Below are 25,727 nucleotides of genomic sequence, written 5' to 3'. Positions count from 1 at the left end.
CGACGGGACAGGTGCTTTTTACCATTGTGCTCCTAACATATTTATTCAACGCTCATCAGTTTGACGAGCTTATCTGGATTATTTGTAATAATACTGGACACACCGAGAGCTAACATGCGTCTCATCATTCTCGTATCATTAACTGTCCAAACATAAACTTCTTTACGGTGAGACTCTGCAAGCCGCATGAAAGATTCATTCACTAGCGGGTAAGCTGCAGAAATGACTTCATAATCTGGGCTTTTCATTAGTTGTTCGAGATCTTCTGTTTTTTGACCTACGATAAGGCCAGTTTTAATAGAATTATTAAGCGCTTTCACTTTGTGTAACAACTCTTTATCGAAAGAGGTCACCGTGCATTCTTTTACAAAATTATGCGATTGAATGATGTCTACTGTTTTTTGGGCAAGGTCCACGGTGTGGCCGTTATTTTTCAACTCGATATTCAGTTTCATATGACCTTTGGCGAGTGAAATGACTTCATCCAGCGTAGGGACGCGCTCTTTTTGAAAATCTTTATGATACCAACTTCCAGCACTTGCTTGTTTGAGTTCCGTGGAGGTGACTTCCCACATATTTTTGGGAATACCAGTTGTTCTATTGGCATTGTCATCATGCATGACCATGACGACACCATCAGCAGATTCTTGTACATCCAATTCGGCATAACCAGCATGGTCGAGAATCGCTTGTTGAAACGCAGCTAATGTATTCTCAGGTGTGTTCCCGGAACTCCCGCGATGGGCGGTAACCTGACTGTAATTATCAGCCATCATAGTTTGGGTAGTCAGGGGTGCGATAAGTGCCATGGCTAGGAAAATAGGAAGAACCATAAGTGTTTTGCGCATAAGATGTCTCCGTTCTTACGATACATAATGATGATGACAAATCCAATGTAGCATGCAAGTGTTAGAAGTGTATTAGGAAAAATAAAAAACGCTTACATTGATGTCTCCATTTTACCCCGGAAGCGAAGTGTAGTACAATACTCTTTGTGAAAATAGACCTATAAGGTTCATTTTACATAGGGAATAACCGACAGGAGGAGCAATACCGATGCTTTGGCAAGAATTAACTGTACATACGACAGAAGAAGCAATTGAAATGATAACCAACTTTGTTCATGAATTGGGAGCCGGAGGTGTTTCCATTGAAGAATCCGGAACTTTAAATAAAGAGCGAGATACTTCATTTGGCCAATTATACGAAACGCCATTTAACGATATTCCGGAAGGAAGAGCTGTGATCAAGGGATACTTCTATCATGGCACCGACATGGAGCCTGTTCTGGCTAATTTGAAAGCTTCCGTGGAACAATTAGCAGATTTCGATATCGATACGGGGAACCCCACTTTTGAAGTAGTTGAAGTAGATGATGAAGACTGGGCGCATGCTTGGAAAACATATTTTAAACCAATTCGTGTATCTGATCGCTTGACGATTAAACCAACGTGGGAAGAATACACGGCCTCGCCAGACGAATTGATTTTGGAACTCGACCCCGGTATGGCGTTCGGAACAGGTACGCATGCAACTACTTCACTTTGCTTGAAAACGTTAGAGAAGGTGCTTCAGCCTGGTGACGATGTGATCGATGTAGGGACCGGCTCAGGCATTCTATCCATTGCAGCAGCTAAACTTGGAGCGAAGCATGTACTTGCTGTGGATCTAGATCCCGTAGCGGTTACAAGTGCGTTGGATAATACGAAGCAGAACCAACTTGAAGATCAAATTACAGTGAAACTTAGCGATCTTCTTGGCGTACTTAAAGAAAGCGAGTCCGAAGGGGATGCGGGCCTAGGTGTTTCCATTCCAGTACAGCTCGTTGTTGCGAATATATTGGCTGAAGTCATTGTCATGTTTGTTGATGATGTGTATGAAGTGTTGCAGCAAGGTGGTTATTACATAACTTCAGGAATCATTACGAATAAAGAAGCGGATGTAGAAAAAGCACTGGTTGCAGCAAAATTCACGATCGTAGAGAAAAACTATGATTCGAATTGGGTTGTGATCGTAGCTAGAAAGCTGTAGGTGTTGGCTAATGGGAGGTTTATTATTTTACGATTGGAATACGTTGCCGTTTGTTGTATTGGCACTTATTCTTTCGTTCACAATTCACGAGTGGGCGCATGCATACAGCGCATACAAATTAGGAGATGATACGGCTTTTAAATTTGGCCGCGTATCACTAAATCCTATGGTTCATCTGGACCTTTTCGGGACAATTATGATCTTATTGGCTGGTATCGGTTGGGCGAAGCCCGTTCCTGTTAACCGTGGAAACTTTAAGCGTCCGCGGTTATATGGAATTATTGTTACAGCTGCAGGCCCGCTTAGTAATTTTGTTTTAGCGTTTGTCTGTGTTTTTATTTATATGATATTTCATAAATATGGTTGGAAGAATAATATGTCGACAGGAAGTGCTGATGCAATTAATCTGTTTTTAGTTCAGATGTTTGTGCTCAATATGAGGTTATTTCTGTTTAACTTAATTCCAATACCACCACTAGATGGCTTCAGAATCATTCAAGATGTAGTTAATCTAAGGTATACTGAAAGATTAGTAAAGTTTGAACAATGGGCATCTGTAATCTTCCTATTATTAGTATTTATTGGTCCTTTGCGTAGAATAACATTAGATCCATATTTAAGATTAGGTGAGGATATTCTAAATTGGTTCGCAAAAATAATTGCTTCCATCTTAGGCATGTAACCACAACCAACTAGTTCCATATGGATTTTCCAGTTCAAACGAGGTATGATGGTGTGTGGAAGTTCTACTTGAAACAAGCTGTTTAAATGAAGTTCACATGAGCGAAGATAGAGAGGCTTGACTATGCAACGTTATTTTTTACCGCCCCAGCAGTTCCATGCTGCTACACAATCAGTCACCATTGAGGGTGACGATGCTCATCATCTTGGTCGCGTCATGCGAGCAGAAGTTGGGGATCAGGTGATTTGCAGCAATGGCGTGGATCGCGAGGTTCTCGTTCGTATCACTCACTTGGATAAGGGAACTGTTACTGCGGAAATCGTGGAGGAGCTTGCGATGGATGCGGAAGCAGCTGTTGACGTGTGGATTGCACAGAGCTTGCCCAAAGGCGATAAGATGGAGCTTATCATTCAAAAAGGTACCGAGATCGGGGCAGCCCGGTTTCTTCCTTTTTTATCGGAACGAACCATTGTGCAATACGATGCGAAGAAGGAAGCTAAGCGCACTGAGCGTTGGCAGAAAATCGCGAAAGAAGCGGCAGAACAAGCCCATCGTAATCGTGTTCCGCAGATTGAATCCGTCTACTCGTGGAAGCAACTTCTGCAGCGGGCGAAGGAAGCGGACGTGGCTTGGATTTGTTATGAGAAAGAAGATGGTCAACAGCTGAAACCTGCGATCCAGTCGGCGATTGCAGCAGGGCAGATCGAACCAGGCAAGCAAGTGTTGATTGCGGTTGGCCCCGAGGGTGGATTCACAGAGCAAGAAATTAAGCAAGCTGAAGAAGCTGGCTTTCGCTCGGTTTCGCTGGGGAATCGCATTTTACGGACGGAGACGGCAGCAATGGTTGGCCTTACGTGTCTGTTCTATGAAACCGGAGAAATGGGAGGATAAGCGATTATGGCAACGGTAGCGTTTCATACACTAGGATGTAAAGTAAACTTTTATGATACAGAAGCAATTTGGCAGCTTTTCAAAAATGAGGGCTATGAGCAAGTTGATTTTGAACATACAGCAGATGTCTATGTCATCAATACATGTACGGTTACGAACACAGGGGATAAGAAGAGTCGCCAAATGATTCGTCGTGCGATTCGTCGTAATCCAGAAGCAATCGTTGCAGTAACCGGTTGTTACGCACAAACTTCACCAGCTGAAATTATGGCTATTCCAGGTGTAGATATGGTGATCGGGACACAGGACCGTGACAAAATCATTCCGATTGTGAAGCAATTTGAGTCGGATCGTCAACCGATTAACGCCGTTCGCAACATTATGAAAACCCGCACTTTTGAAGAATTGGATGTGCCAGATTTTGCTGATCGTACTAGAGCTTTTCTGAAAATTCAAGAGGGCTGCAACAACTTCTGTACGTTCTGCATTATTCCTTGGTCTCGTGGACTTATGCGGAGTCGGGAACCGCAAAGCGTAATTGCACAAGCGGAGCAACTGGTAGCAGCAGGCTATCAAGAAATCGTACTCACAGGTATTCATACTGGGGGCTATGGCGAAGATATTGAAGACTACAGCTTAGCGAAGCTTCTCAAAGATTTGGATAAAGTAGAAGGCTTGAAGCGCATTCGTATTTCCTCTATTGAAGCGAGCCAAATTACGGATGAAGTGATTGATGTTCTGAAATCTTCGGACAAAATGTGCCGACATTTGCATATTCCGTTGCAAGCAGGCGACGATCAAGTACTTGCGCGGATGCGTCGGAAATATACGACTGCGGAGTTCGCTCGCAAAATTGAGCGTCTGCACGAAATTATGCCGGATGTCGCTATCACGACAGATGTGATTGTTGGTTTCCCAGGCGAAACAGAAGAGATGTTCCGTGATGGGTATAAGTTCATGGAGCAAATGAAATTCTCCGAAATGCACGTATTCCCTTACTCCAAGCGGACAGGTACACCTGCTGCGCGAATGGAAGATCAAGTGGATGAAGAAATCAAAAACGCACGAGTTCACGAACTCATTGACCTTTCTGAGAAAATGCAATTGGCGTATGCGCAGAAATTTGTAGGGCAAGTCCTGGAAGTCATTCCGGAACGTACGTACAAAGGTGCTCCAGATAGCGGGTTGTATAGTGGCTACTCTGATAACTATGTGCAATTAGTTTTTGAGGGCTCGGATGAAATGATCGGTCAAGTGTGCCGTGTGAAGGTTACGGAAGCTGGTGTAAATGAAAGTAAGGGTCAACTTGTACGCATTCTTGAAGGCGTAGTGAATTTGTAAGTTGTAAAGCAATTACCTACCTCTACGCGTGGTCGTTCCTTCGAATGGCCTCGATAGAGGTTTTCTCGATTACATGGAGCTTAGAGCTTTGAGTGAAATAATTAAATCTGATGAGGTGCTTCATAATGACATTGAACGCGAAAGAAATTGCTAGTTATATTGACCATACGCTATTGAAAGCCGATGCGAGCACAGCCGCCATTCACAAACTGTGTGAGGAAGCTGCGCAGCATCAATTTTTCAGTGTGTGCGTGAATTCGCAGTTTGTAGCAACAGCTGCCAAAGCATTGGAAGGAACAGGTGTTAAAGTTGCAGCAGTCGTTGGTTTTCCACTTGGCGCGAGCTTGAGTGAAGTAAAAGCATTTGAAGCGGCTAAAGCTGTTGAAAATGGTGCTGCTGAAATCGATACCGTTTTGCCGATTGGTTTACTGCTTGAGGGACAACTGGATGCGGTTCGTTCAGATATAAAGCAAGTCGTAGATGCTGTCCAAGGGAAAGCTATCGTCAAAGTCATTATGGAAACAGGTTTCCTAAATGACGAGCAGAAAGCAACGGCTTGCCGTCTTTCCGAAGAAGCGGGTGCTCATTTCGTGAAAACATCGACGGGCTTTGGCCCTGGTGGAGCTACGGTAGAAGATGTTCGCTTGATGCGCCAACATGTGTCGGGCACGATTGGGGTAAAGGCTTCAGGCGGTGTTCGCGACGTAGAAACGGCGATTGCGATGATTGAAGCAGGCGCGACAAGATTAGGTACTAGTTCAGGTGTAGCTATTGTGAACGGAACTCAAGGCGCTTCCACATACTAAGATAGCAGAGCGGCAGCGCAATAAGAGATCCTACGATGTTGAAAATGGTTTGGGAACGCGCAATCTGTGAAGCTGCGTCATCGGCGAGCATTGCTGAAAGACTTACAAGCACATGGATAATCGGGTAAAAGAGGATTGCGCCTCCGACATTCAGCAGCACATGCGACCAGGCAACGTATCGCCCTGCGCGAGAGCTGCTCATGCCGGCAATTAGGGCGGTGACACAGGTGCCGACATTGGCACCGATCGTGATCGCAACCCCGAGTTCGACGGGGATGGCTCCCGTGGCGGCGAGGCTCATCGCCATCGCAATGACGGCTGCGCTGCTATGCACGAGCGCAGTGACGGCTGCGCCTGCGAGGATGCCCCAGAGCAGGCTCGTTTGCGCCTGGTGCACGAACCAGGCGAACAGACCGCGGGACTGCAGTGCGGGCCCGATGGTTTGCATGATCTCGATGCCGAGCAGCACGAGAGAGAAGCCGGCCACCGCGAGCGATCCGTAGCGGACGCTGCGCAGCCATTGGCGACCGCCGTGCTGTGCGGCGGTCTGAGGTTGTGCCGCGGCGGCCCGGCGCGCGGCTGTGCTGTGGGGGCCGCCAGCCTGCGGCAGCGGCCCAGCTAGCCAGCTCGTCAGCCAGACGCTGAAGCTGGCGATCAGAATCGGCACGCCGATGCCACCCAAGCTGAGCCCGATCAGCTCAGTGGTGAGGCACGTGCCGATGTTCGTTCCGAGAATCACGCCGAGTGTTCTCGGGAAAGACAGGACGCCAGCGCCGACGAGGCCGATGGCGATGACTGTGATAGCGGTGCTGCTCTGCAGCGCCGCGGTGAGCACGGTGCCGGTGATAAGGCCGCGCACCGGTGTGCGGGTGAACCGCTCCAGCCACAGCTGGAGGCGGGGGCCTGCCCAGGTTTGAAGCGAAGATTCCATAAGCTTCATCCCGAGCAGAAATAAGATAAAGCCTGTTGCGACAGGCAAGATAATAGCATGAATCATGAGAAGATCTCCTTTTCGTGAGCATACGACGTTTTTCAACCAATATATGTGACCGTAAAGACAAGCATGACAAGCTAGATGGTAGAAGTGAACGGTTTCACGCAAAGGACGGCTAAAATAATGGCAGCAGTAATATTACATAAGAAACGCAAACCACGCTTGGAGCAAGGACATCCGTGGGTGTATAAGAGTGAAATTGAGCGCACGGATGGAGAGATTGTACCTGGACAACTGGTATCGGTTCAGAATCATCTAGGCAAATATCTAGCAACTGGCTATTACAATGAAGCTTCGCAGCTTACGGTACGCATTGTATCGTATAGCCCAATTGAGGCGATGACGACGGAGTTTTTCATCGAACGTTTTACACGTTGTTTCTTGCACCGTCAGCGTTTTGTGAAAGGAGCGCAGTCGTATCGTTTGGTTTATGGAGAAGCGGACTTCCTGCCTGGTCTTATTGTTGATAAATTCGAGAACACGTTGGTTGTTCAGCTATTGACTTTGGGGATGGACCTCTGCCGAGACAATATCGTAGAAGCTCTTGTACAGGTGATGAAGCCTGTAGGGATTTATGAACGAAGTGACGTTTCTATTCGTGAACTGGAAGGTCTGAAGCAGACGAAGGGACTTCTGTATGGCGATTGTGCGAAGCATGTTGATATTTTGGAAAATGGCCTTCGCATCCGCGTTGATATTGAAGAAGGTCAGAAGACGGGTTACTTCTTCGACCAACGTGAGAATCGCGCGGCGATCGCTCCGTTGATGAGAGGTTGGGGGCACCGTAGTGGCATCCAATTGGCAGCAGTTGAAGAGAATGGCGTAACACAAATGCTCCCAGTGAATGCGAATGGCAAAGTAGTGACGTTTCCTCTGTGGGATGGCGCTTCAGTGCTGGAATGCTTCTCACATACGGGGAGTTTTACATTAAATGCTTGCCAATTCGGCGCAAAAAAAGTAACGTGTCTCGATATCTCCGAGCATGCCATTGAAAGTGCACGCACGAATGTTGCATTGAATGGCTTCGAGGATCGTGTCGAATTCGTCGTCGCAGATGCTTTCGAGTACTTGCGTACGCAAGTGAAGGGATTAGATGAGCGCAAGCTTCGCGCTGTGGCTGGTGCAGCAGGACAAGCCAAGATCGACACCTCGAAGCCGGTAGGTACGGGCGGACGTACGTGGGACGTTGTCATCCTCGATCCACCTGCCTTCGCCAAGACCAAAAGTGCGGTGGAAGGAGCTTGCCGCGGCTACAAAGACATCAATTTACATGGCATGAAACTTGTGAATGAAGGTGGTTATCTCGTCACGGCAAGCTGTTCATATCACATGCATCCTGAACTATTCCTTGAAACGATTCATGCAGCAGCAACCGATGCAGGTAAACTGTTACGCCTAATTGAGTTCCGTGGAGCAGGCATGGATCACCCGCGAATTCTAGGTGTGGATGAAGGGCATTATCTGAAATTTGCGATTTTTGAAGTTCGCAGCAAATAAATTGAGTACAGAAAGCGAAGCTGGTTAATCTGGCTTTGCTTTTTTGTTGTGTTTGCTGGTGTTAAATGGAGGAGGTTAGAGTGGCAGACGTCAAGAGTATCAGCGTGACTACAGCTCCGTAAGTCGAAAAAATCGAGTAATAACATAGTTTGTCGTATTTGTGCAACTACAGCACCAAGAGAATGTAGTATTGAGTTATGAAAGTTACAATATTAATAGTTTACACAACATAGTCCTTTTTGTTTTTTGCTATCCATGTTATAATAATAGAATATATGTTCGTATACCGATCTTCAACTTAACTCCTCAGATTCCCCTCCATCATCTACCACGCCGACTCATCACTAGAAATATGATAGAATAGAGAGATAGATAAAGAGAATTGCTTACGAAGCAAGCTTTCCGACGGAAAGTGTTAGGAGGCCATGAATGACCATTCGATTCGTGATTGGTAGAGCCGGAAGCGGCAAGAGTGAACGTTGTTTGACTGAAATGAAACAACAGCTGGCAATGGCGCCAGAAGGTGATCCGTTGATATTGCTTGTTCCTGAACAAGCTACATTTCAAGCTGAGCACGCACTAGTATCGGATCCTAGTATTCGGGGAATGATTCGCGCACAAGTCTTAAGTTTCCATCGATTAGCATGGCGTGTTATGCAAGAAGAGGGTGGGACAGCGCGTCTGCCAATTGATGATACAGGTAAGAAATTGCTGTTAACGAGCATTTTACATAAATATAAGGATAAACTCCGATTATTTGGTCATTCTGCGGAGCAAATGGGCTTTGTGGATCGACTTAATCAGCTTTTTACAGAAATGAAACGTTATTGCGTGACGGCAGAACAGCTGGAAACGCATGAAAATAAAAGAGTAACTCTCCTGAGTGAACATGGTTTGCTTAGGGATAAAATGCACGATATTCAACTGGTATATCGTCAATTTGAAGCAGAGCTTGCTAGACAGTATTTGGACGGCGAAGATTATTTAACGCTGCTCGCAGAGCAAGTTCAGAACTCGGCTTATTTGCGTTCAGCATCCCTATGGATTGATGGTTTTCATGGCTTTACACCACAAGAATTCAATGTGCTTGGTGCATTGTTTGCTGCTTGCAAACAAGTGACGATTACGTTGTGCTTAGATCGTGAGCTGCAAGCAGGGGATAGTCCGGATGAATTGGATTTATTTCATCCCACAGCTACGACGATGGTACGATTGCAAGATATGATATGGCAACTTGGACTTGATGCGGCTGAAGTGATTCATCTCGCTCCCGAGCGTTCACCTCGATATGAAGATAGCCCTGCGCTTGCTTATTTGGAGCAGAATTTTGATCGTCGAATCGGTGGCGGAGCGCCTAAATACAAGCCCTTGCTTGGTGAGAAGATTGAAGACCAACTCGTTATTAGGGAAGCTGTCCATCGTCGTGCAGAAGTTGAGGGAGCAGTGCGTGACATGCTGCAGCTAGTTCGAGAACAGGGTGTGCGTTGGCGTGAAATGGCTATCATGGTGCGGAACATGGAAGGGTATCAAGACCTGTTAAACATGGTACTTACGGATTATGAGATACCACACTTTTTCGATCAGAAGCGTTCGGTTCTTCATCATCCTCTCGTGGAATTTATAAGGTCTGCACTCGAGGTTATTCAGCATAATTGGCATTACGATGCAGTGTTTCGGTGTATCAAAACGGATTTACTCTTGCCTGCTGGAGCGACATCGCTAAGGACAGAATTAGATAAATTAGAGAATTATGTACTTGCATTTGGAATTCAAGGCTATAGATGGACGGATGGCAAGCCATGGACGTATACATTTCGTGCCAATTTGGAGCAAGCAGAGGGTGAGGTTAATGAACAATCGGCTGAGCTTCAAGCGCTAAATACGAGCAAATCGTGGGTCGTAGGTCCTTTATTGGCGTTGTCCAATCGCCTTGCACAAGCACGTACGGTCAAAGCGCAGGTCGAAGCGGTTTATGAATTATTAGTAACTGTGCAGGCACCAGAGAAGTTAGAAGCATGGGCGCAGCAAGCAACGTTAGATGGAAATCCAGAGAAGGCTCGCGAACACGGGCAAATGTGGAACAGTGTCATGGATATGCTGGATCAATTAGTAGAAACCATGGGCGATGATGAATTATCCTTGGAATTGTTTAACGGTTTGATTGAAACAGGAATGGAAAGCATGAAACTAGGGTTAGTTCCACCATCCATGGATCAATTACTGATTGGCAGTATGGACAGGACACGCTCAAGCGGGATTAGATATGCCTATATTTTAGGTGTGAATGACGGGGTTATTCCTGCACAGATGGCTGAAAAAGGTGTCCTCACAGAAGCAGAACGCAGTGTTCTAATGGACTCTGGATTGCCAATGGCCGATGGAAGCCGTCGCAAGCTGCTGGATGAGCAATTTATTGTGTATACATCATTAACTGTTCCTGGCAAGCGGCTTTGGTTGAGTTACCCGTTAGCAGATGAAGAAGGGAAATCGTTATTGCCTTCGGAGTTGATCAGACAGATGCGACAGCTTTTCCCAAGTACGGATCAGACGCTACTTCTAGCGGAACCTTCAGCGGAAGCTTCCGAAAGCGAACAAGCTGCTTATCTGGCACATCCGACGCAGGCGATCTCTTATTTGGCTGTGCGTATGAAGCATTGGATGTTAGGCGGGCGTATGTCGGAATTATGGTGGGATGCGTACAATTGGTACGCGGAACGACCGGACTGGCAGCTGAAACTGCAATCAGTTGTTCAGGCATTGCAATACACGAACAAAGAGAAGGGGCTATCCATCCCTACTAGCCAAATGTTATATGGACAGCACTTGCGTGCTAGTGTTTCACGAATGGAGAAGTATGTGGCATGTCCGTTCTCGCATTTCATTTCTCATGGCCTAAGGCTGCAGGAACGTCGCGTCTATCGCTTAGATGCTCCGGATATTGGACAATTATTCCACGCAGCGTTGAATCAATTCGTCCAGAAGCTGCAGCAGGATCAGCTAGATTGGGGTTCACTTTCCGCGGAGCAATGTATGGAGAGGTCTGCACAGGTGGTAGATGAGCTTGCACCGAGACTACAAGGAGAAATTCTGTTGAGCTCGAGCCGCTATGCTTATATAGCTAGAAAATTAAAACAAGTGGTAGGAAGAGCAGCTGTCATTCTCGGAGAACATGCGAAACACGGTCAATTTCAACCACTCGGTTTGGAGATTGATTTTGGACCAGGCAAGGATTTACCTTCACTAACATTTGAATTGGAAAACGGCTGCACCATGGAGATTATCGGCCGAATCGACCGTGTGGATCGAGCGGATGGTGAAAATGGCGTTCTTTTACGAGTAATTGATTATAAATCCAGTCAAACAGCTCTGCAGCTTTCAGAAGTTTACTATGGATTATCCCTACAAATGCTGACTTACTTGGATGTTATTCTTACACATGCAGAGACATGGCTTGGAGTCCAGGCAAAACCTGCAGGCGTGCTCTATTTCCACGTGCATAATCCAATGTTACAACAGAAAAATGCGCTCGATCCTGCTTCCATCGAGAAGGAGCTGCGTAAACGATTCAAAATGAAGGGATTAATTACCGCTGATGCTGAAGTAGCTGGTTTGATGGATGATGAGCTCATCCATAGTTCGGGGCATTCCCAACTTATCCCTGTTGCACTAAAGAAAGATGGGAGTTTTTACTCGACTTCATCTGTTGCTACGGACGAGCAATGGGATACGTTGCGCACGTATGTACGCAAACAAGTAAAACAAATTGGTACGAGCATTACGGATGGGCATGTTGATATCGCTCCTTATCGGTTAGGGAAAAAATCAGCTTGTATGCACTGCTCGTATTCATCGATTTGTCAAATAGATCCTTTATTTGAAGGGAATGACATTCAAGTCTTTCGACCACGTGCGAAAGATCAAATATGGACGGATTTGGCTGCACAGGTTGCCAGTCGTGAAGGTAGAAAGGAGCGTACAAGGTGACACAACAGCAAGAACCTAAGCCTATCGGTAGTACATGGACGGATGATCAATGGGATGCGATAACCCTCAAGGGTCAGAATATGCTAGTTGCTGCTGCTGCGGGATCTGGTAAGACAGCGGTGCTCGTTGAACGTATCATCCAACGAATCTCCAATGAGTGGGAGCCCATCGATGTTGACCGACTACTCGTTGCTACCTTTACGAAGGCTGCAGCTTCCGAAATGAAGCATCGGATTCGAGAAGCGCTTGAGAAAGAACTTATGAAACAGCCCCATTCTCAACATCTGCGTAAGCAACTAGCACTTATGGGGAAAGCATCGATTACTACACTGCATTCCTTTTGTTTAGAAGTTGTACAACGTTATTTTAGTCTTATCCAATTGGATCCTGGTTTTCGGATTGCGAATGAAACTGAAGCTGATTTGCTGCGTCAAGATCTGCTTGGAGAGATGCTTGAAGAATATTATGCGGCGAGTAATGAGAATAGTGCCTTCTGGCAATTAGTGGACTCTTTCAGTGGTGAACGCAATGATAGTGCGATTATGCAGCTCATCCAGAAGTTATACGATGTATCGCGCAGCCATCCTTGGCCAGAGCATTGGTTAAGAGGTACGGCTTCTATGTTCGGGCAACGCGTAGAAGAAGCTAATCATGTGAGTATGGGTGAAGCTGCCGAGGTGGTGGAAGAAGCATTGCCTTATGTTGCCGCGACATCTGCACCTGTGGACTATTCACTTTGGGAACAAAGTCTTATTCGAGATCTTTCACTCGAACTTGAGGGAGCAGCGGACTTGCTAGGACAAGCCCTTCATATTGCTGAATCCCCAGGAGGTCCTGCTCCTTATCTCGATAATTTACGGGAAGATTTACTGCTCGTTCAGAACTTGCTGGAGACAACGACATACCCGTGGTCTGTCTTGTATCTTGGTTTTCAAACGGTCGAGTTCGGCAAGCTCAAAGCTTGCAAAGGCGATGACTATGATAAAGGAATGCAGGAAGAAGTTAAAGAACTACGGAACAAGGCCAAAGAGCAAATTAATAAATTAAAAGAAGAATTGTTTGGCAGGACACCTGAGCAATTTCATCAAGAAGTTGCCCTAATGGCGCCTTTGCTGCATGTCCTTGTTGATCTCATTGTTGATTTTGGTCAAAGATACCAAGCGGCTAAAGCAGCGAAGGGTCTGATTGACTTTGCTGATTTGGAGCATTACTGTTTGCAAATTCTTAGTGCGCCTGGTTCTATGCCTGGCGAGTTATATCCTTCTGAGGCAGCACAAGCGTATAGGAAGCAATTTGCTGAAGTACTCTTGGATGAATATCAGGATACGAATCGTGTCCAAGAAGCTATAGTTGAGTTGATTTCGACAGCCAAACCTGGAAATCGATTCATGGTTGGCGATGTAAAGCAAAGTATTTATCGGTTTCGACTGGCAGAGCCAGGCTTGTTTCTAGAGAAATACAAAGCTTATCGTTCTAATAAAGAATCTGCGACTGATGGAGAAATGAATGGTGGAAGAATTGACTTAGCAAGAAATTTCCGCAGCCGACTTCAAGTCGTCCATGCAGTTAACTTTATTTTTAAACAAATGATGAATGAGACTGTCGGTGAAATTGCTTACGATGAGCGGGCAGAACTGGTGTATGGGGCTGGGTATCCGCCTTCGGCATCTGATTGTTCGGTTGAAATGCTGATCATAGACCGTGCGAAAGACGGAGCCGATAAAACTGATGCGTTTATGGAAGAATCGGAAGAAAATGGGGACGAATCGAACGCTGATGGCACCGAAAGCGGGACTGACCCAGCTATGGAAGCTGAAGAACTGGAAACTGCACAGCTAGAAGCACGTACCATTGCGCGTCAAATCAAGGGCTTGTTAGGTACTGATATTCAAGAAGCCTTCCAAGTGTTTGATAAAAGAACGGGAGGCAATCGGCCAGCAACCTATCGAGATATTGTGATCTTACTAAGAGCAACGCAAGCTTGGTCACCGATTATCATCGATGAGCTTAAGAAACAGGGAATTCCGGCTTACGCCGAGCTCAGCACGGGGTACTTCTCGGCAACCGAAGTCGAGACGATGCTTTCTTTATTGAAGGTTATTGACAATCCGTATCAAGACGTACCTTTAGCTGCTGTTTTGAGATCGCCTATAGTGGGGCTGACTGCTGAAGAATTGGCACAAATTCGAGTTGCGGATAAGTCTGTCGCTTTCTATGAGTCTGTTCTGCGAACCGCTGGGCCAAATACCCATAATGACAATGAGCAGCTGTCCTTGAAATTGACTGCGTTTCTTGAACAATTGGAACAATGGCGAAATGACGCAAGGCAAGGCTCTCTCGCTGATTTAATCTGGCGTATCTTTAGACAAACGGGCTATTACGATTTTGCTGGCGGATTGCCTGGCGGCATGCAAAGACAAGCCAATTTAAGAGCGCTATATGATAGAGCTAGACAATACGAAAGTACTTCCTTACGGGGCTTATTCCGTTTTTTACGGTTTATCGAGCGGATGAAAGAGAGTGGGGGCGATCTTGGTACCGCTCGTGCGCTGGGGGAACAGGAAGACGTTGTACGTATTATGTCTATCCATAAAAGTAAAGGTTTGGAATTCCCTGTCGTATTCGTCGCAGGCATGGCGAAAATGTTTAATCAACGGGATTTGAATGAAGCATTTTTATTGCATAAAGAGCTTGGCTTTGGTCCGAGATTTGTAGATACGACGCTGCGTATCAGTTACCCGACACTACCGTCTCTTGCCATTAAAAAGAGGCTGAAATTAGAACTTTTGGCAGAAGAAATGCGTGTCCTCTATGTAGCACTTACAAGAGCACGCGAGAAATTATATTTGTTGGGTACTGTGAAATCTCTCGATAAGCTTCTGCGTGGATGGGGGCGTCATTTATCTAGGGAGGCTTGGTATTTACCCGATTTTGAGTTGGCAAAAGCAAAGAGCTATCTGGATTGGGTAGGACCGGCATTACTTCGTCATCCTGATGCTGTATTGTGGCGAGAAAAAATTGGCATAAGCGATATATCTTCTGATATACGTTTACTGCGGGATGCCTCGCAATGGAAGTTGTCTGTCATTACGCCAGAAAGCTTGCGGCAATTGGATGTACTTGAGGATTCCACTTTCGTGCCGGATCAAGATCGATTTATGGCGATTCAGCAACGCGAGGTTGTTACTACATCGGGGAAATGGAAAGATGCTTTAAATGAGCGATTGTCTTGGCAATATGAATTCCAAGATGCACCTAAACATTTTGCCAAGACGACAGTTTCTGAGATGAAACGTTTATCTGAGGTCAATCGCATCGCGGATGAGTTAGAGTTACCGAACGCTATGGAAACTGTGCCTACTCTGGGGGAAGTAACACTTTCCAATCAACCAGCTCCTTTAATTTGGCGTAGACCAAGATTCATGGAAGAGAAGAAGCTGACGGCGGCAGAGAAAGGGACTGTGGTTCATGCCGTTATGCAAAATATGTCTCTAGCGGAATTGCCTACTGAGGCAAGTATTCAAGGGACACTTCAAGAGATGATAGACAAACAGACCATGACGCAAGAGCAGCGTGATGTCGTAGATATTCCGGTTATTTTGAAGTTTTTTGAGACATCCGTTGGCAAAAGATTAATCCAGTCACACCATGTTCAGCGCGAGGTTCCATTTAGCTATGGACTCCCTGCAGTTGAAGTATACTCGGAGACGGATTCATCTACGCTTGGCGAGACCGTACTCATACAAGGTGTAATTGACTGTCTATTTGAAGATGAGCTAGGTCTCGTTCTCGTTGATTACAAAACGGACGCGGTTCGTGGCAGCACGGAAACAGAACTTCAACTTCGGTATGAGAAACAAATCGGCTTGTATGCACGAGCTGTGGAACATATTTGGAAACGCCCGATACACGGGAAGTACCTCTATTTCTTTGATGGAGCCAAGTTAGTAGAAATGTAGTCAATCAGTTGAAAGTAAGGCCAGGGCAGGAAGGAGATGAGACATGCGAATTTTGCACACAGCGGATTGGCATTTTGGACGAGCTTTGGAAGGACGAAGTCGGATGGAAGAGCAGGTCGCTTTTATGGATGAACTCGTACGAATTGTGGAAGATCAAGCGATTGATCTCGTGTTGATTGCAGGAGATATTTACGATAGTGTGAATCCTCCTGCTGCAGCGGAGCAACTGTTTTATGAAGGTATTGCGAGATTAGCTGATGGCGGGAGAAGGCATGTAGCGATAATTTCGGGCAATCATGACCATCCGGATCGGCTTGCAGCTTCGGGCCCGTTAGCAGCAACCCAAGGAATTACCTTGATTGGTTTACCGATTCAAGATATTCAGTCAATAGGCATACCACGTACAGGTGAGCTTGCACGTCTAATTGCATTGCCATATCCTTCGGAGTCACGTTTGAAAGAGCTGCTGTCCGAGGTTGCTGAGGAAGAAGTGCTGCGCAGCAAATATTCAGAGCGGGTTGGCGCACTTATTCGCAAACAGGCTGCTTCCTTTGAAGCGAGTACTGTTAATTTAATTATGAGTCACTTATATGTTCTTGGGGGTCATGAAACGGAATCTGAACGACCTATCCAGGTTGGTGGTGCTTATACGGTCGATACATCTGCTTTGGCAGCAGGTGCTCAATACGTTGCACTTGGTCATTTGCATCGTCCACAAAATGTGAAGGGGGCATCTCCTATTCGTTATAGTGGATCCCCGCTAGCCTACAGCTTCTCAGAAGCGGGCCAAGCCAAATCGGTTACGATACTTGATCTTGCACCAGGACAGGCAGCTGAGCCCGAGGAGATTTTCTTGACGTCTGGTCGCCCGTTAGTGAGTTGGAAGGCGAAGGAAGGCATTGGCCAAGTCCATCAGTGGTTAGATGAGCAAAGGGATAGCACGGCATGGATAGATTTGGAGATTACAATGACATCGGCCATGTCGATTGAACAAATACAATTATTACGCAAGTCGTATGAAGGTTTCATTCACATTCGACCTATCTATCCGGAAATGGAAGTTGTTCGTGCGGCGATGCCAAGAGCGGCAATTTCGATGGAAGAGCATTTCACGCGCTTCTATGCTCGCCAAACAGGAGGTGCGCAGCCAGAGCCTGCACTAATTCAATTATTCCTGGAGTTGCTGCAAGAGAAAGATCTTGGAGATTCATCTGGCGGAGAGTAATTGAGCTGGGATGAATGCACATAAGTGAGAATGTGGCAGGTGAAGATTTCCCTAACGAATGCCTGTGGATAAGTTTGCGGTGTGAATGAAAGGAGTATAGTACAATGCGTCCGATTCAGTTACAAATGTCTGGTTTGCAAAGCTATAGAGAGCTGCAAACGATAGATTTTAGCCAACTCGTGGATGCAGGCGTGTTTGGTATTTTTGGACCAACGGGCAGCGGGAAATCATCGATCTTAGATGCGATAACGCTATCCCTTTATGGCAAGGTTGAAAGAGCAAGCGGCGGCACGCAAGCGATTATGAATCATGCGGAGCAAACGCTGTTCGTTTCTTTTACATTTGAACTGACGAACGCCTCAAGCACAGCTCGCTACCGAGTAGAGAGGCAATTCAAGCGCGGATCAGAAATGTCAATTAACGGAACGATTTCACGTCTCTTACATATTCGAGATCAAGAAACCATTGTGCTTGCGGATAAGGCAGGCGAAGTCAATCTCCAGATTCAGAACATTTTGGGTCTGTCGATGCAGGATTTTACAAGAGCGGTCGTGCTTCCACAAGGAAAGTTTGCTGAGTTCCTGACGTTGACAGGTAAAGATCGTAGGCAAATGCTGCAGAGGCTGTTTCATCTTGAAACCTATGGGGATCAATTAAGCGCAAAAGTGAGTTCTAAAGTAAAGGAAACGGACAGTGTCATTAAACAGCTCATTGCTGAGCAGCAAGGCTTGGGTGATGCGACCGCAGAGGCTTTGGAAGAGGCGAATAGAAAGCTTCTTGAAACAGAACAAGAAGCTGTTCGAAGTCGAATTTATTTGGAGGGGCAGGAAAAGGCATACGAAGAAAACAAGCAAATTTATCAGTGGATACAAGAATCGGAAAGTCTTGAACATGAGCAACGGAAGCATCATGAACAAGAGGAGTTTGTTACGGAGAAAGAGCAGGTCTTGAAACTTGCGGAACAAGCGGAGCGGATGATTCCTTTCTTGGATCAACATCAATTAGCTGCTAAAGATGTGTCCTCAAGCGAAATGCTTCTTGCGAATGCAACGTCTTCTTTAGCACTTGCAGAAACAGATTATCAGCGAGCATTGATCGCTTTTGATAAAGCTGAACGCGCACTAGTCGAGCAAGAAGGACCATTGATGCTGCGTTTGGATCAATTGGAACAAGCACTTGTGATTGGACAGGAGCTTGAACAAGTACAATCGCAAATTCAAAGGGCACAAACACAAGAAGCTGAAGTGAAATCAGCCTTAGTGACTTTGCAAGCGGATCTGTTAAAAGCGCATGAAACGAAACAGAAAGCAGTAGCCAAACAAACAGAACTGAAAGCTCAACTAAAACAGGTTGAAACGGATACTGCGAAAAGGCAACAGCTGCAAAGAGCTGTACAGGAGAAAAAATCAATACTACTTCTTCAAGCTCAAGAGTCGGAAGCTCAAAGAAATAAGGATGACAAAGTAAAGACTCATAAAACTGTGGAGCAATCGAGAAATCAGATTGTGGATAAACAGAGGGTGTTGTATGCCCAGCTTATAAATTGGTTTGAAGCTAGTGCTTCGAGTGAACAGCGATTGCAGAAACAACAAGGTCTATTTACAGCTTTCTCAACCGGGCTTCAGGGGTGGTTGGAAGAGCAAAGAATGCAATTGAAACATCAAGAACGTCATGCCTTGGCAGCATTGTTGGCTGCTGAACTAGAGATGGGGGAATCGTGCCCCGTATGCGGATCCCTAGAGCATCCAGCGATTACTAAGAATGGTGAGAATGCAGACAATGTGGATACTGCAAGTGTTTCCGAAAATGTATTGCAACGCATCGAACCTTTCTTGCAGGGAGCAAAAGAACAACAGTATCTAGGGTTGCAACTCATTCGAAGAATGAGCGATCAGCATAAGCAAGCAGCGCAATTAAGTTTCCCTGATGAAGTCATAAATAGGCAACAAGTTGATAAGATTGAAAATAATCTGGGGCTTCAAGAAGCTGCGGTTGCTCAAGAAGTAGTAGCTCAAGTAAGTTCATTTAACGATTGTATGGCCATGAGCATGGAAGATTGGCAAAAGGCTTGGGAAAATGTGAATTCAGATTCTCAAGTCGTAGCTGCTCAAGTGGAAGAGTTGGAGAAAGCTTATGATCAGTTGATCAAAGAGCATGCACAATTGACACAACAAGATCTAGTCCTAGGTGTGCAAGTGGAAGCGGCGGCTAGTTTGGTTATGGAAGCTGAAGCTAGACTAAGCAGTTTAAAGGATGGGATTCAAGATCAGGCTCGTCAGTGGCAAGAGGGATTCGCAGAGCTGAGTTGGGATACTGTTGAGGCACGACTACAACAGCTCTTAGAAAATGAACGAATAGCCGATGAGCTGCGCGGTCGTATCGAGAAGAGTGTTACTTTCCTCGAAGAACTTCTTGTTAATATTGAGAAGCTTCAGCTTGCAGCGCAGGAGCACGATCGAACAGCCTTGCAGCTCCATGAGCGGCTGCAAGGGTTCGCGCAGCTCGCCGCCGACAAGTCGCGGCAGCTCGCTCTGCGCGCGCCTGGCGCGGCCGTGCCGCAGCTCATCGCGGAGGCGACCTCCGCGCTAGCGCAGCTGCGGCAGCTCGCGCAGCAGACCAAGCTCGCGCATGCTGCTGCGCAGCGAGAGCAGTCCCTGGCGGCGCAGCGCCACAGCGCCGCCGCCGAAGCCGCTGCCGCCGCGGCGCGGCAGCTCGCGCAAACCGAGCGCGCGCTGGCCAGCGCGCTCGAGAGAGGCGGCTTCGCTTCGCGCGAAGCCGCAGAGGCAGCGGCGCTGGCGCCTGAGCAGCGCCGCCAGTGGGCGCAGCTCGCGGCGGAGCACCGCGAGCGCGAGCAGGCGCTGCGCGCCCAGCTGGCGCAGCTGGCAGCGAAGCTGCAGGGCCGCGTGCTGAGCGCGGCCGAGTGGGCGCAGTCGCAGGCGCAGCTGAGCGACGCGAAGAACGGCGCCGAAGCCGCGCTGGAGGCGCGAGCCAAGGCGGCGCAGGGCGCCAGCGAGCTCGCTGCGCGGCACATGCGCTGGTGTGAGCTCGAAGCGCAGCGCGCGGAGCAAGCGACGCTGTTAGAGCGGCTTGGCAAGCTGCAAGCCGTGCTCAAAGCCAATGCCTTCGTCGAGTACCTTGCCGAAGAGCAGTTAATGCAAGTGAGTCGTGCGGCATCCGAGCGACTAGGTGAGTTGACACGACGACGTTATGGGATTGAAGTCGACTCTGGCGGTGGTTTCGTTATTCGTGATGATGCGAATGGCGGGGTGAAGCGACCAGTGGGCACACTGTCTGGTGGGGAAACCTTCCTTACTTCGTTAGCTTTAGCCTTAGCATTGTCTGCACAGATTCAGCTAAAAGGCGAATATCCTTTGGAGTTTTTCTTCCTAGATGAAGGCTTCGGAACGCTAGACCAGGAGTTGTTAGACATGGTTATTGGTGCATTAGAGAAACTTCATACAGATCGATTAGCTGTTGGCGTCATTTCTCACGTACCTGAGCTTCGTGCAAGGCTTGTCCGCAAGTTAATTGTTCAACCCGCAGAACCGTCTGGTCGTGGAAGTCGCATTACTCTTGAGGAACTTTAAAGGTTTCTTAATCAAAAAAAGGTTAATGACGCATGATGATCGGTCATTAGCCTTTTTTTCATTTCCTACCTACCCCTTAGGTAAAGATATCTTACCGAAACGTACAAGTTGGCATACACTGCACCAACTTGACGAAAAGGGGAATGTGCATGGCAACATTTCATGAAGCACTGAAACATAAGAATCGACTCTCGCCTGTCTTATTGAAAAGGGCAGAAGTGATGGGGGTAGGCGTTGGATATGCAGATCCCAAAAAGCCATCAGCGGGTGCGAGCGTTATTGTTTATACCCACCAAAAAATCGTCCCATCGGGATTAAACAATCTTAAAAGTGTTGCTTCGAAATTAGGTTCTTCAGTTCCTGTACGCTTTCTCTCTGCGGATTCTTTCAAAGCGCATGTAGTAAAAGCACCTAAACCGAAATTGTATAAGGTAACTACGTTTCAAAGTAGGAATCGTCCAGTGCCTGGCGGCGTGAGTATTGGCAAAACAAATCCTTTCTCGACAGGAACAGCAGGGTTAATCGTAATTAAGAATAATCAACTTTACATCTTAAGCAACAACCATGTGTTGATCAGAGATAATTCTTCCGCATTCTCAGAAACGGTTCAACCTGGACCAGCGGATGGCGGTGCATCCGGGTCAGATCGTGTGGGGAGAGCGTATCAATTTGTTCCATTACGTCCTGGTGAAGTTAATTTTCAAGATTCCTCGATTGCCCTTCCAACCTCAAACAGTCTACTAAACCCAAGGTATCTACGGAATTCATCAGGCGACTTAGTTACAGTGCCCGGGCATCTTCTGAGTTATCCTGTCGGACTTCAAGTGTTTAAATCGGGCCGTACGACAGGTTCTGTTAGAGGAGTCGTGGAGTCTAATAATGTGGATGTACGTGTCTCTTATGGCGGCAGTTTAGGTACACTGCTGTTCCGCAATCAGACTGTCATTGTAGGAACTTCGGGTCCAGTATCACTTCCAGGTGACTCAGGCTCAGTGTGGCTCCGCGCCAGCGATCGTTATGCGGTAGCGCTCAATTTCGCAGGTCCAGCAGATGGCTCTCGTTCCATTAGTAATCCGATCGGTGTAGTAATGGCTTCTTATGGTGTACGTACGGCTATTCCAGCTGCAGGTGGCACATATACCGCCGGTAAAGTGAAAGGAACTGCACTTCGTGGAGATGCTTCTTATGTGCAGCCTTTGACGGAACAACAACGGAAACGTACTAGAGCAATTTTGGTGAAATCGCACAAATAGAAGCCGAACTTATGGCTCTGAAGTCTAGCTTTGGTGGCCGAATAGGCAAAGGAATTACGATGAGTTTATGCTATCCGTAATTCCTTTTACATACTTACAGATGAATGCTTACCTACTGGCGAATCCAATTTCTGGTCGAATCGTCTGCCCCTCGAGTTCCAAGCCATAAGAAATAGATGTTAAATAAGCTAATTGCTTTTCATCATAAGCTGTGCCCTTTGAAACAATTTGATTTTTCTCAATGTAAAAAGGCTGAAACGACAACTCGATTTGCTCTTGAACAAGCTTCAAATGGAGCAGTCCTGTGTCTGCTTTGGGACCCGTTACATAGTCCGGGAACAGAAAATTACCAATGGAATAAGCAATTGGCTTGCCTTTGTAATATTCAAAACCTTGCAGCACATGCACGTGACTCCCGATGATTGCATCTGCACCTGCATCTATCATTTGTTTGGCGAATTCACGCTGCCATGCCTCAGGGCGATTGTTCATTTCCACGCCCCAATGCAGATAAATGAGTAGATAATCGGCGCCTTCGCGTTCTCGAGCAATCGCCTCAAGCACAGGCTTTCTATCGTAAGCTTGCGCAATACCAGGTTTGTTCGTACCTGCGAACCAATCCGCGGTTGGGATGAATCGAGAAAAAGCAAGAAATCTCACTGATTTTCCCTTCAGATTCACGCTCTTTGCTCGGTACGCTTCTTGTGCGTTCAAACCACCTCCCACATAGAGTAGGTTAGCCTTATTGAGATGAGTTAAGGTGTCGAGAAATCCCTTTTGCAAGAAATCCATAGAATGATTATTGGCTACGGATACCATGTCGAAACCAGCATTTTTCAGCCCGGTAAGGGATTCAGGATTGGATTTGAAATTATAGATCTGATTCGTATCCTTCTCTTTCTCTAACGTAACCGCCGTTTCCAAATTGACAAAAGCGAAATCAGCTTGAGCGATATCGGATTGAATATGAAGAAAGGGATAGTCAGGTCCATATTGATTGATCGCGTCTTTGACTGACCCATCGAACATCGCATCGCCAGCAAAGAGGATATGTAACGGTTCAGAAATATTTGTTTGCTTTGGTGGTGGTTGTACATATACGACATTGGAGGAAGTCTCGCTACCGCTTGTATTTGAATCAGACGGAAGTGCGTAGCTGCCATTCTCAGTTGCCTCTGGTGTAATGACAGTTGGTGCGGGGGAGAACGCGAATTGACTGCTTAAGTCTTGTGTAGTGGCTTCACAACCAACAAATAACATACTTAAACAAACTGCCATTAAGATAATTACTCTTTTATTTGTCATGGGATGGTAGCCCCTTCACGCGCTATTTCACAATATTCTAACAGCGGTTAATTGCAAAAGGGATCGAACCGTCGTAGTGATCTCATTAAATTCAGATCAATTTTGCGTGGTACGCAGGGAGAGGATTGTAATTTTTTTGACTTTTATGCTACTTTTTCGTTGCTCAGAACGTATCAAGTACATGCGAATAACTTAGAGCAATAGGAAAGGATGTCTGTATCTCTTGAAAATGAATAAACGAATAGGAATTCTATCACTTGCAGTTGGTATTCTTGCTGCAGGTATGGCGGGGGCGCCAGCACCAACTCGTGCTGATGTTGTATGGGATCATTGGACAACAGCGGAGTCGTTGCAAGCTTCTGGTAATTCCAAAGCTGCCGTACCCCATTGGATATATCTGGCTGACCATTACGCAAGTGCAGGGGACTGGGAGAATGCAGCCCTTTTCAGTGGCAAGTTAGACCAGTATTTTGACAATATCGGTGACTATGATCAAGCGATTCGTTATTATGAACAGGAAAATCAATATTGGGTCAATGCGGGTAAAGATTGGGGCGCTGTCAAATTGCAGCGTGCAGATCAAATTCGGACAACTGTTGAATTGTATCGGGAAGAAAGTAGCGAGGCCATCGTCCAAGAGCGAACTTCCCCAGATGGCACCCGATTGGCTAAGTTTGAACCTGCATACGGGACGTATTTAGGCATGTATTCCGAGCAAGACCCTAAAGTCGGCAATACCTTTACCAAGATGCAATCCGTCTATGGCAAAAAACATGCGATTTACCTAGCTTATGCGCATTGGGGACAAAGTTTTCCGTCTACCTATGCGAAGCGGGCCAAAGACGCTGGCGGTGCTTTGCAAATTGCGTGGGAGCCGGATAATGGCCTAGATCCTGTTACAGACGGAGCTTACTTACGCAGCTGGGCCAAAGAGGCGAAAGCCGCTGGAATTCCAATTTTTCTACGATTTGCAGGGGAAATGAATGGCGCTTGGGTGAAATGGCATGGGAATCCGGCACAGTATATTGCGAAGTTTAGAATGCTTCATGATGTATTTGCGGCAGATGCGCCTAATGTGGCTATGGTGTGGAGCCCAGGCGATGTACCGGCCAATGATATCGATCCCTATTATCCTGGCGATGCGTATGTTGACTGGGTTGGTGTCAGTTTATACATTGAGCCTTACGAAAATGGAGATCCTTCGCTTCCTTCCATGCTTGCGACAAGCAATGTAGAGAGACTTACAAGGTTGTACAACACTTATGCTGATCGGAAACCATTGATGCTGAGTGAGACGGGTGTTCCGCATTATTCCCATTCAGCTGATGAGGATTACACGGAATGGGCGAAATTAAACCTGCAACGTTTATATGAAATCATGCCTTACAAATACCCAAGATTGAAAGCCATCACGTATTTCAATGTGGATCAGCAAATGAATAATGCAAAGAATGATTACTCATTATCAACTTCTTCTGATATTCAAAGCTATTACAGCAAGTTGATTGCTAATCCTTATCTTCTTTCTGAAGTGAAGGACGGAGCTAAACCATCAGATCGTGTAGGATATGTACCGATTGATGCTAATCATCAATCATTTACGAAGCAAACGAGGATCATTCCTTTTATCAAAATTCCCCAGGTCTACATTGGTAAAGTGGAGTATCTGCTAAATGGGAGAGTTATTGCATCCCAAACGAGTTTGCCATACGGAATCGATCTCAAAGCTGGTGAAGTACCAGAAGGATCCGTGCTGCAGCTTCGTATTTTGAATACATCTGGTCAACAAGTAGCCTTTCGTACATTTGGTATATCCTCACAAGTTTCCGTGAATATCAATGGTGCTGTTCAACAGTTTGAACAAGCTCCTGTCATTGTGAATGGCTCAACGTTTACGCCGCTTCGCGCGATCTTTGAAGCTATGGGAGCCAAGGTGGACTATGAAGCGTCAACGCGATCTGTCACAGCAACCAAAGGAAGTACAACTGTGAAGTTGACGCTTGATCAAAGAACAGTGTATGTCAATGGCAAGCCGATTGAATTGGAAGAACCAGCTCGATTGGTGAATGGTTACACGCTTGCACCTGCTAGATTCGTAGGAGAAACCTTTGGTGGTAATGTGAATTGGGATGGAGCAACAAGAACGGTAAGCATTACTAGCAAATAAAGCGC

At 46.4% G+C, this 25,727-nt stretch carries 15 protein-coding genes; 12 read left to right on the top strand and 3 right to left on the bottom strand.

Annotated elements, in window-relative coordinates:
- Nucleotides 1–41: 41 nt before the first annotated feature.
- Nucleotides 42–848, bottom strand: a complete 807-nt coding sequence (locus AC58PV_RS20970; protein ID WP_497434320.1) for a glycerophosphodiester phosphodiesterase — start codon at nucleotides 846–848, stop codon at nucleotides 42–44.
- Nucleotides 849–1,056: 208 nt separating this feature from the next.
- On the opposite strand from AC58PV_RS20970, the gene prmA reads away from it, so the two are divergent.
- The 5 genes from prmA to deoC all read left to right on the top strand — a co-directional run bounded on the left by prmA (nucleotide 1,057) and on the right by deoC (nucleotide 5,751).
- The gene (gene prmA / locus AC58PV_RS20965) at nucleotides 1,057–2,031 is read left to right on the top strand and encodes a 50S ribosomal protein L11 methyltransferase (protein ID WP_497434318.1); all 975 of its coding nucleotides are present in this window, start codon (nucleotides 1,057–1,059) and stop codon (nucleotides 2,029–2,031) included.
- A 10-nt stretch (nucleotides 2,032–2,041) separates the two neighbouring features.
- Complete coding sequence (locus AC58PV_RS20960) at nucleotides 2,042–2,713, top strand: site-2 protease family protein (RefSeq protein ID WP_497434317.1); 672 nt, start codon at nucleotides 2,042–2,044, stop codon at nucleotides 2,711–2,713.
- Between the two features lie 123 nt (nucleotides 2,714–2,836).
- The gene (locus AC58PV_RS20955; RefSeq protein WP_497434315.1) at nucleotides 2,837–3,604 is read left to right on the top strand and encodes a 16S rRNA (uracil(1498)-N(3))-methyltransferase; all 768 of its coding nucleotides are present in this window, start codon (nucleotides 2,837–2,839) and stop codon (nucleotides 3,602–3,604) included.
- A 6-nt stretch (nucleotides 3,605–3,610) separates the two neighbouring features.
- The gene (mtaB, locus tag AC58PV_RS20950; RefSeq protein ID WP_497434314.1) at nucleotides 3,611–4,945 is read left to right on the top strand and encodes a tRNA (N(6)-L-threonylcarbamoyladenosine(37)-C(2))-methylthiotransferase MtaB; all 1,335 of its coding nucleotides are present in this window, start codon (nucleotides 3,611–3,613) and stop codon (nucleotides 4,943–4,945) included.
- A 125-nt stretch (nucleotides 4,946–5,070) separates the two neighbouring features.
- On the top strand, nucleotides 5,071–5,751 hold the full coding sequence (gene deoC / locus AC58PV_RS20945; protein ID WP_497434312.1) for a deoxyribose-phosphate aldolase: 681 nt from the start codon (nucleotides 5,071–5,073) through the stop codon (nucleotides 5,749–5,751).
- Here the strand turns inward: deoC and AC58PV_RS20940 are convergent.
- Complete coding sequence (locus AC58PV_RS20940) at nucleotides 5,714–6,748, bottom strand: Na/Pi cotransporter family protein (protein ID WP_497434311.1); 1,035 nt, start codon at nucleotides 6,746–6,748, stop codon at nucleotides 5,714–5,716. The two genes, deoC and AC58PV_RS20940, sit on opposite strands and share 38 nt — an antisense overlap.
- 120 nt (nucleotides 6,749–6,868) lie before the next feature.
- Between AC58PV_RS20940 and AC58PV_RS20935 the strand changes: the two genes are divergently transcribed.
- From AC58PV_RS20935 to AC58PV_RS20910, 6 genes are all read left to right on the top strand, one after another.
- The gene (locus tag AC58PV_RS20935; protein WP_497434310.1) at nucleotides 6,869–8,242 is read left to right on the top strand and encodes a class I SAM-dependent rRNA methyltransferase; all 1,374 of its coding nucleotides are present in this window, start codon (nucleotides 6,869–6,871) and stop codon (nucleotides 8,240–8,242) included.
- Between the two features lie 429 nt (nucleotides 8,243–8,671).
- Nucleotides 8,672–12,226, top strand: coding sequence for a helicase-exonuclease AddAB subunit AddB (addB, locus tag AC58PV_RS20930; RefSeq protein WP_497434308.1), 3,555 nt, complete (start codon nucleotides 8,672–8,674; stop codon nucleotides 12,224–12,226).
- Nucleotides 12,223–16,185 (top strand): helicase-exonuclease AddAB subunit AddA, encoded by a 3,963-nt coding sequence (gene addA / locus AC58PV_RS20925; RefSeq protein ID WP_497434307.1) that lies wholly within the window; start codon nucleotides 12,223–12,225, stop codon nucleotides 16,183–16,185. The genes addB and addA overlap by 4 nt, the downstream gene beginning before the upstream one ends.
- Before the next feature lie 43 nt (nucleotides 16,186–16,228).
- Nucleotides 16,229–17,410, top strand: coding sequence for an exonuclease SbcCD subunit D (locus AC58PV_RS20920; protein WP_497434305.1), 1,182 nt, complete (start codon nucleotides 16,229–16,231; stop codon nucleotides 17,408–17,410).
- 104 nt (nucleotides 17,411–17,514) lie between these two features.
- Nucleotides 17,515–20,997, top strand: a complete 3,483-nt coding sequence (locus tag AC58PV_RS20915; RefSeq protein WP_497434304.1) for an SbcC/MukB-like Walker B domain-containing protein — start codon at nucleotides 17,515–17,517, stop codon at nucleotides 20,995–20,997.
- A 149-nt stretch (nucleotides 20,998–21,146) separates the two neighbouring features.
- The gene (locus AC58PV_RS20910; RefSeq protein ID WP_497434303.1) at nucleotides 21,147–22,250 is read left to right on the top strand and encodes a chymotrypsin family serine protease; all 1,104 of its coding nucleotides are present in this window, start codon (nucleotides 21,147–21,149) and stop codon (nucleotides 22,248–22,250) included.
- A 108-nt stretch (nucleotides 22,251–22,358) separates the two neighbouring features.
- On the opposite strand, the gene AC58PV_RS20905 is transcribed toward AC58PV_RS20910, so the two are convergent.
- Complete coding sequence (locus AC58PV_RS20905) at nucleotides 22,359–23,555, bottom strand: CapA family protein (RefSeq protein ID WP_497434302.1); 1,197 nt, start codon at nucleotides 23,553–23,555, stop codon at nucleotides 22,359–22,361.
- A gap of 229 nt (nucleotides 23,556–23,784) precedes the next feature.
- On the opposite strand from AC58PV_RS20905, the gene AC58PV_RS20900 reads away from it, so the two are divergent.
- Nucleotides 23,785–25,722: a stalk domain-containing protein gene (locus tag AC58PV_RS20900; RefSeq protein WP_497434439.1), complete on the top strand. Its 1,938-nt coding sequence runs from the start codon at nucleotides 23,785–23,787 to the stop codon at nucleotides 25,720–25,722.
- Nucleotides 25,723–25,727: the final 5 nt, after the last annotated feature.

Source organism: Paenibacillus sp. J22FR83, assembly GCF_059691955.1.
Note: the sequence above shows the minus strand (reverse complement) of the source record. Positions and strands in the feature narration are given on the sequence as shown.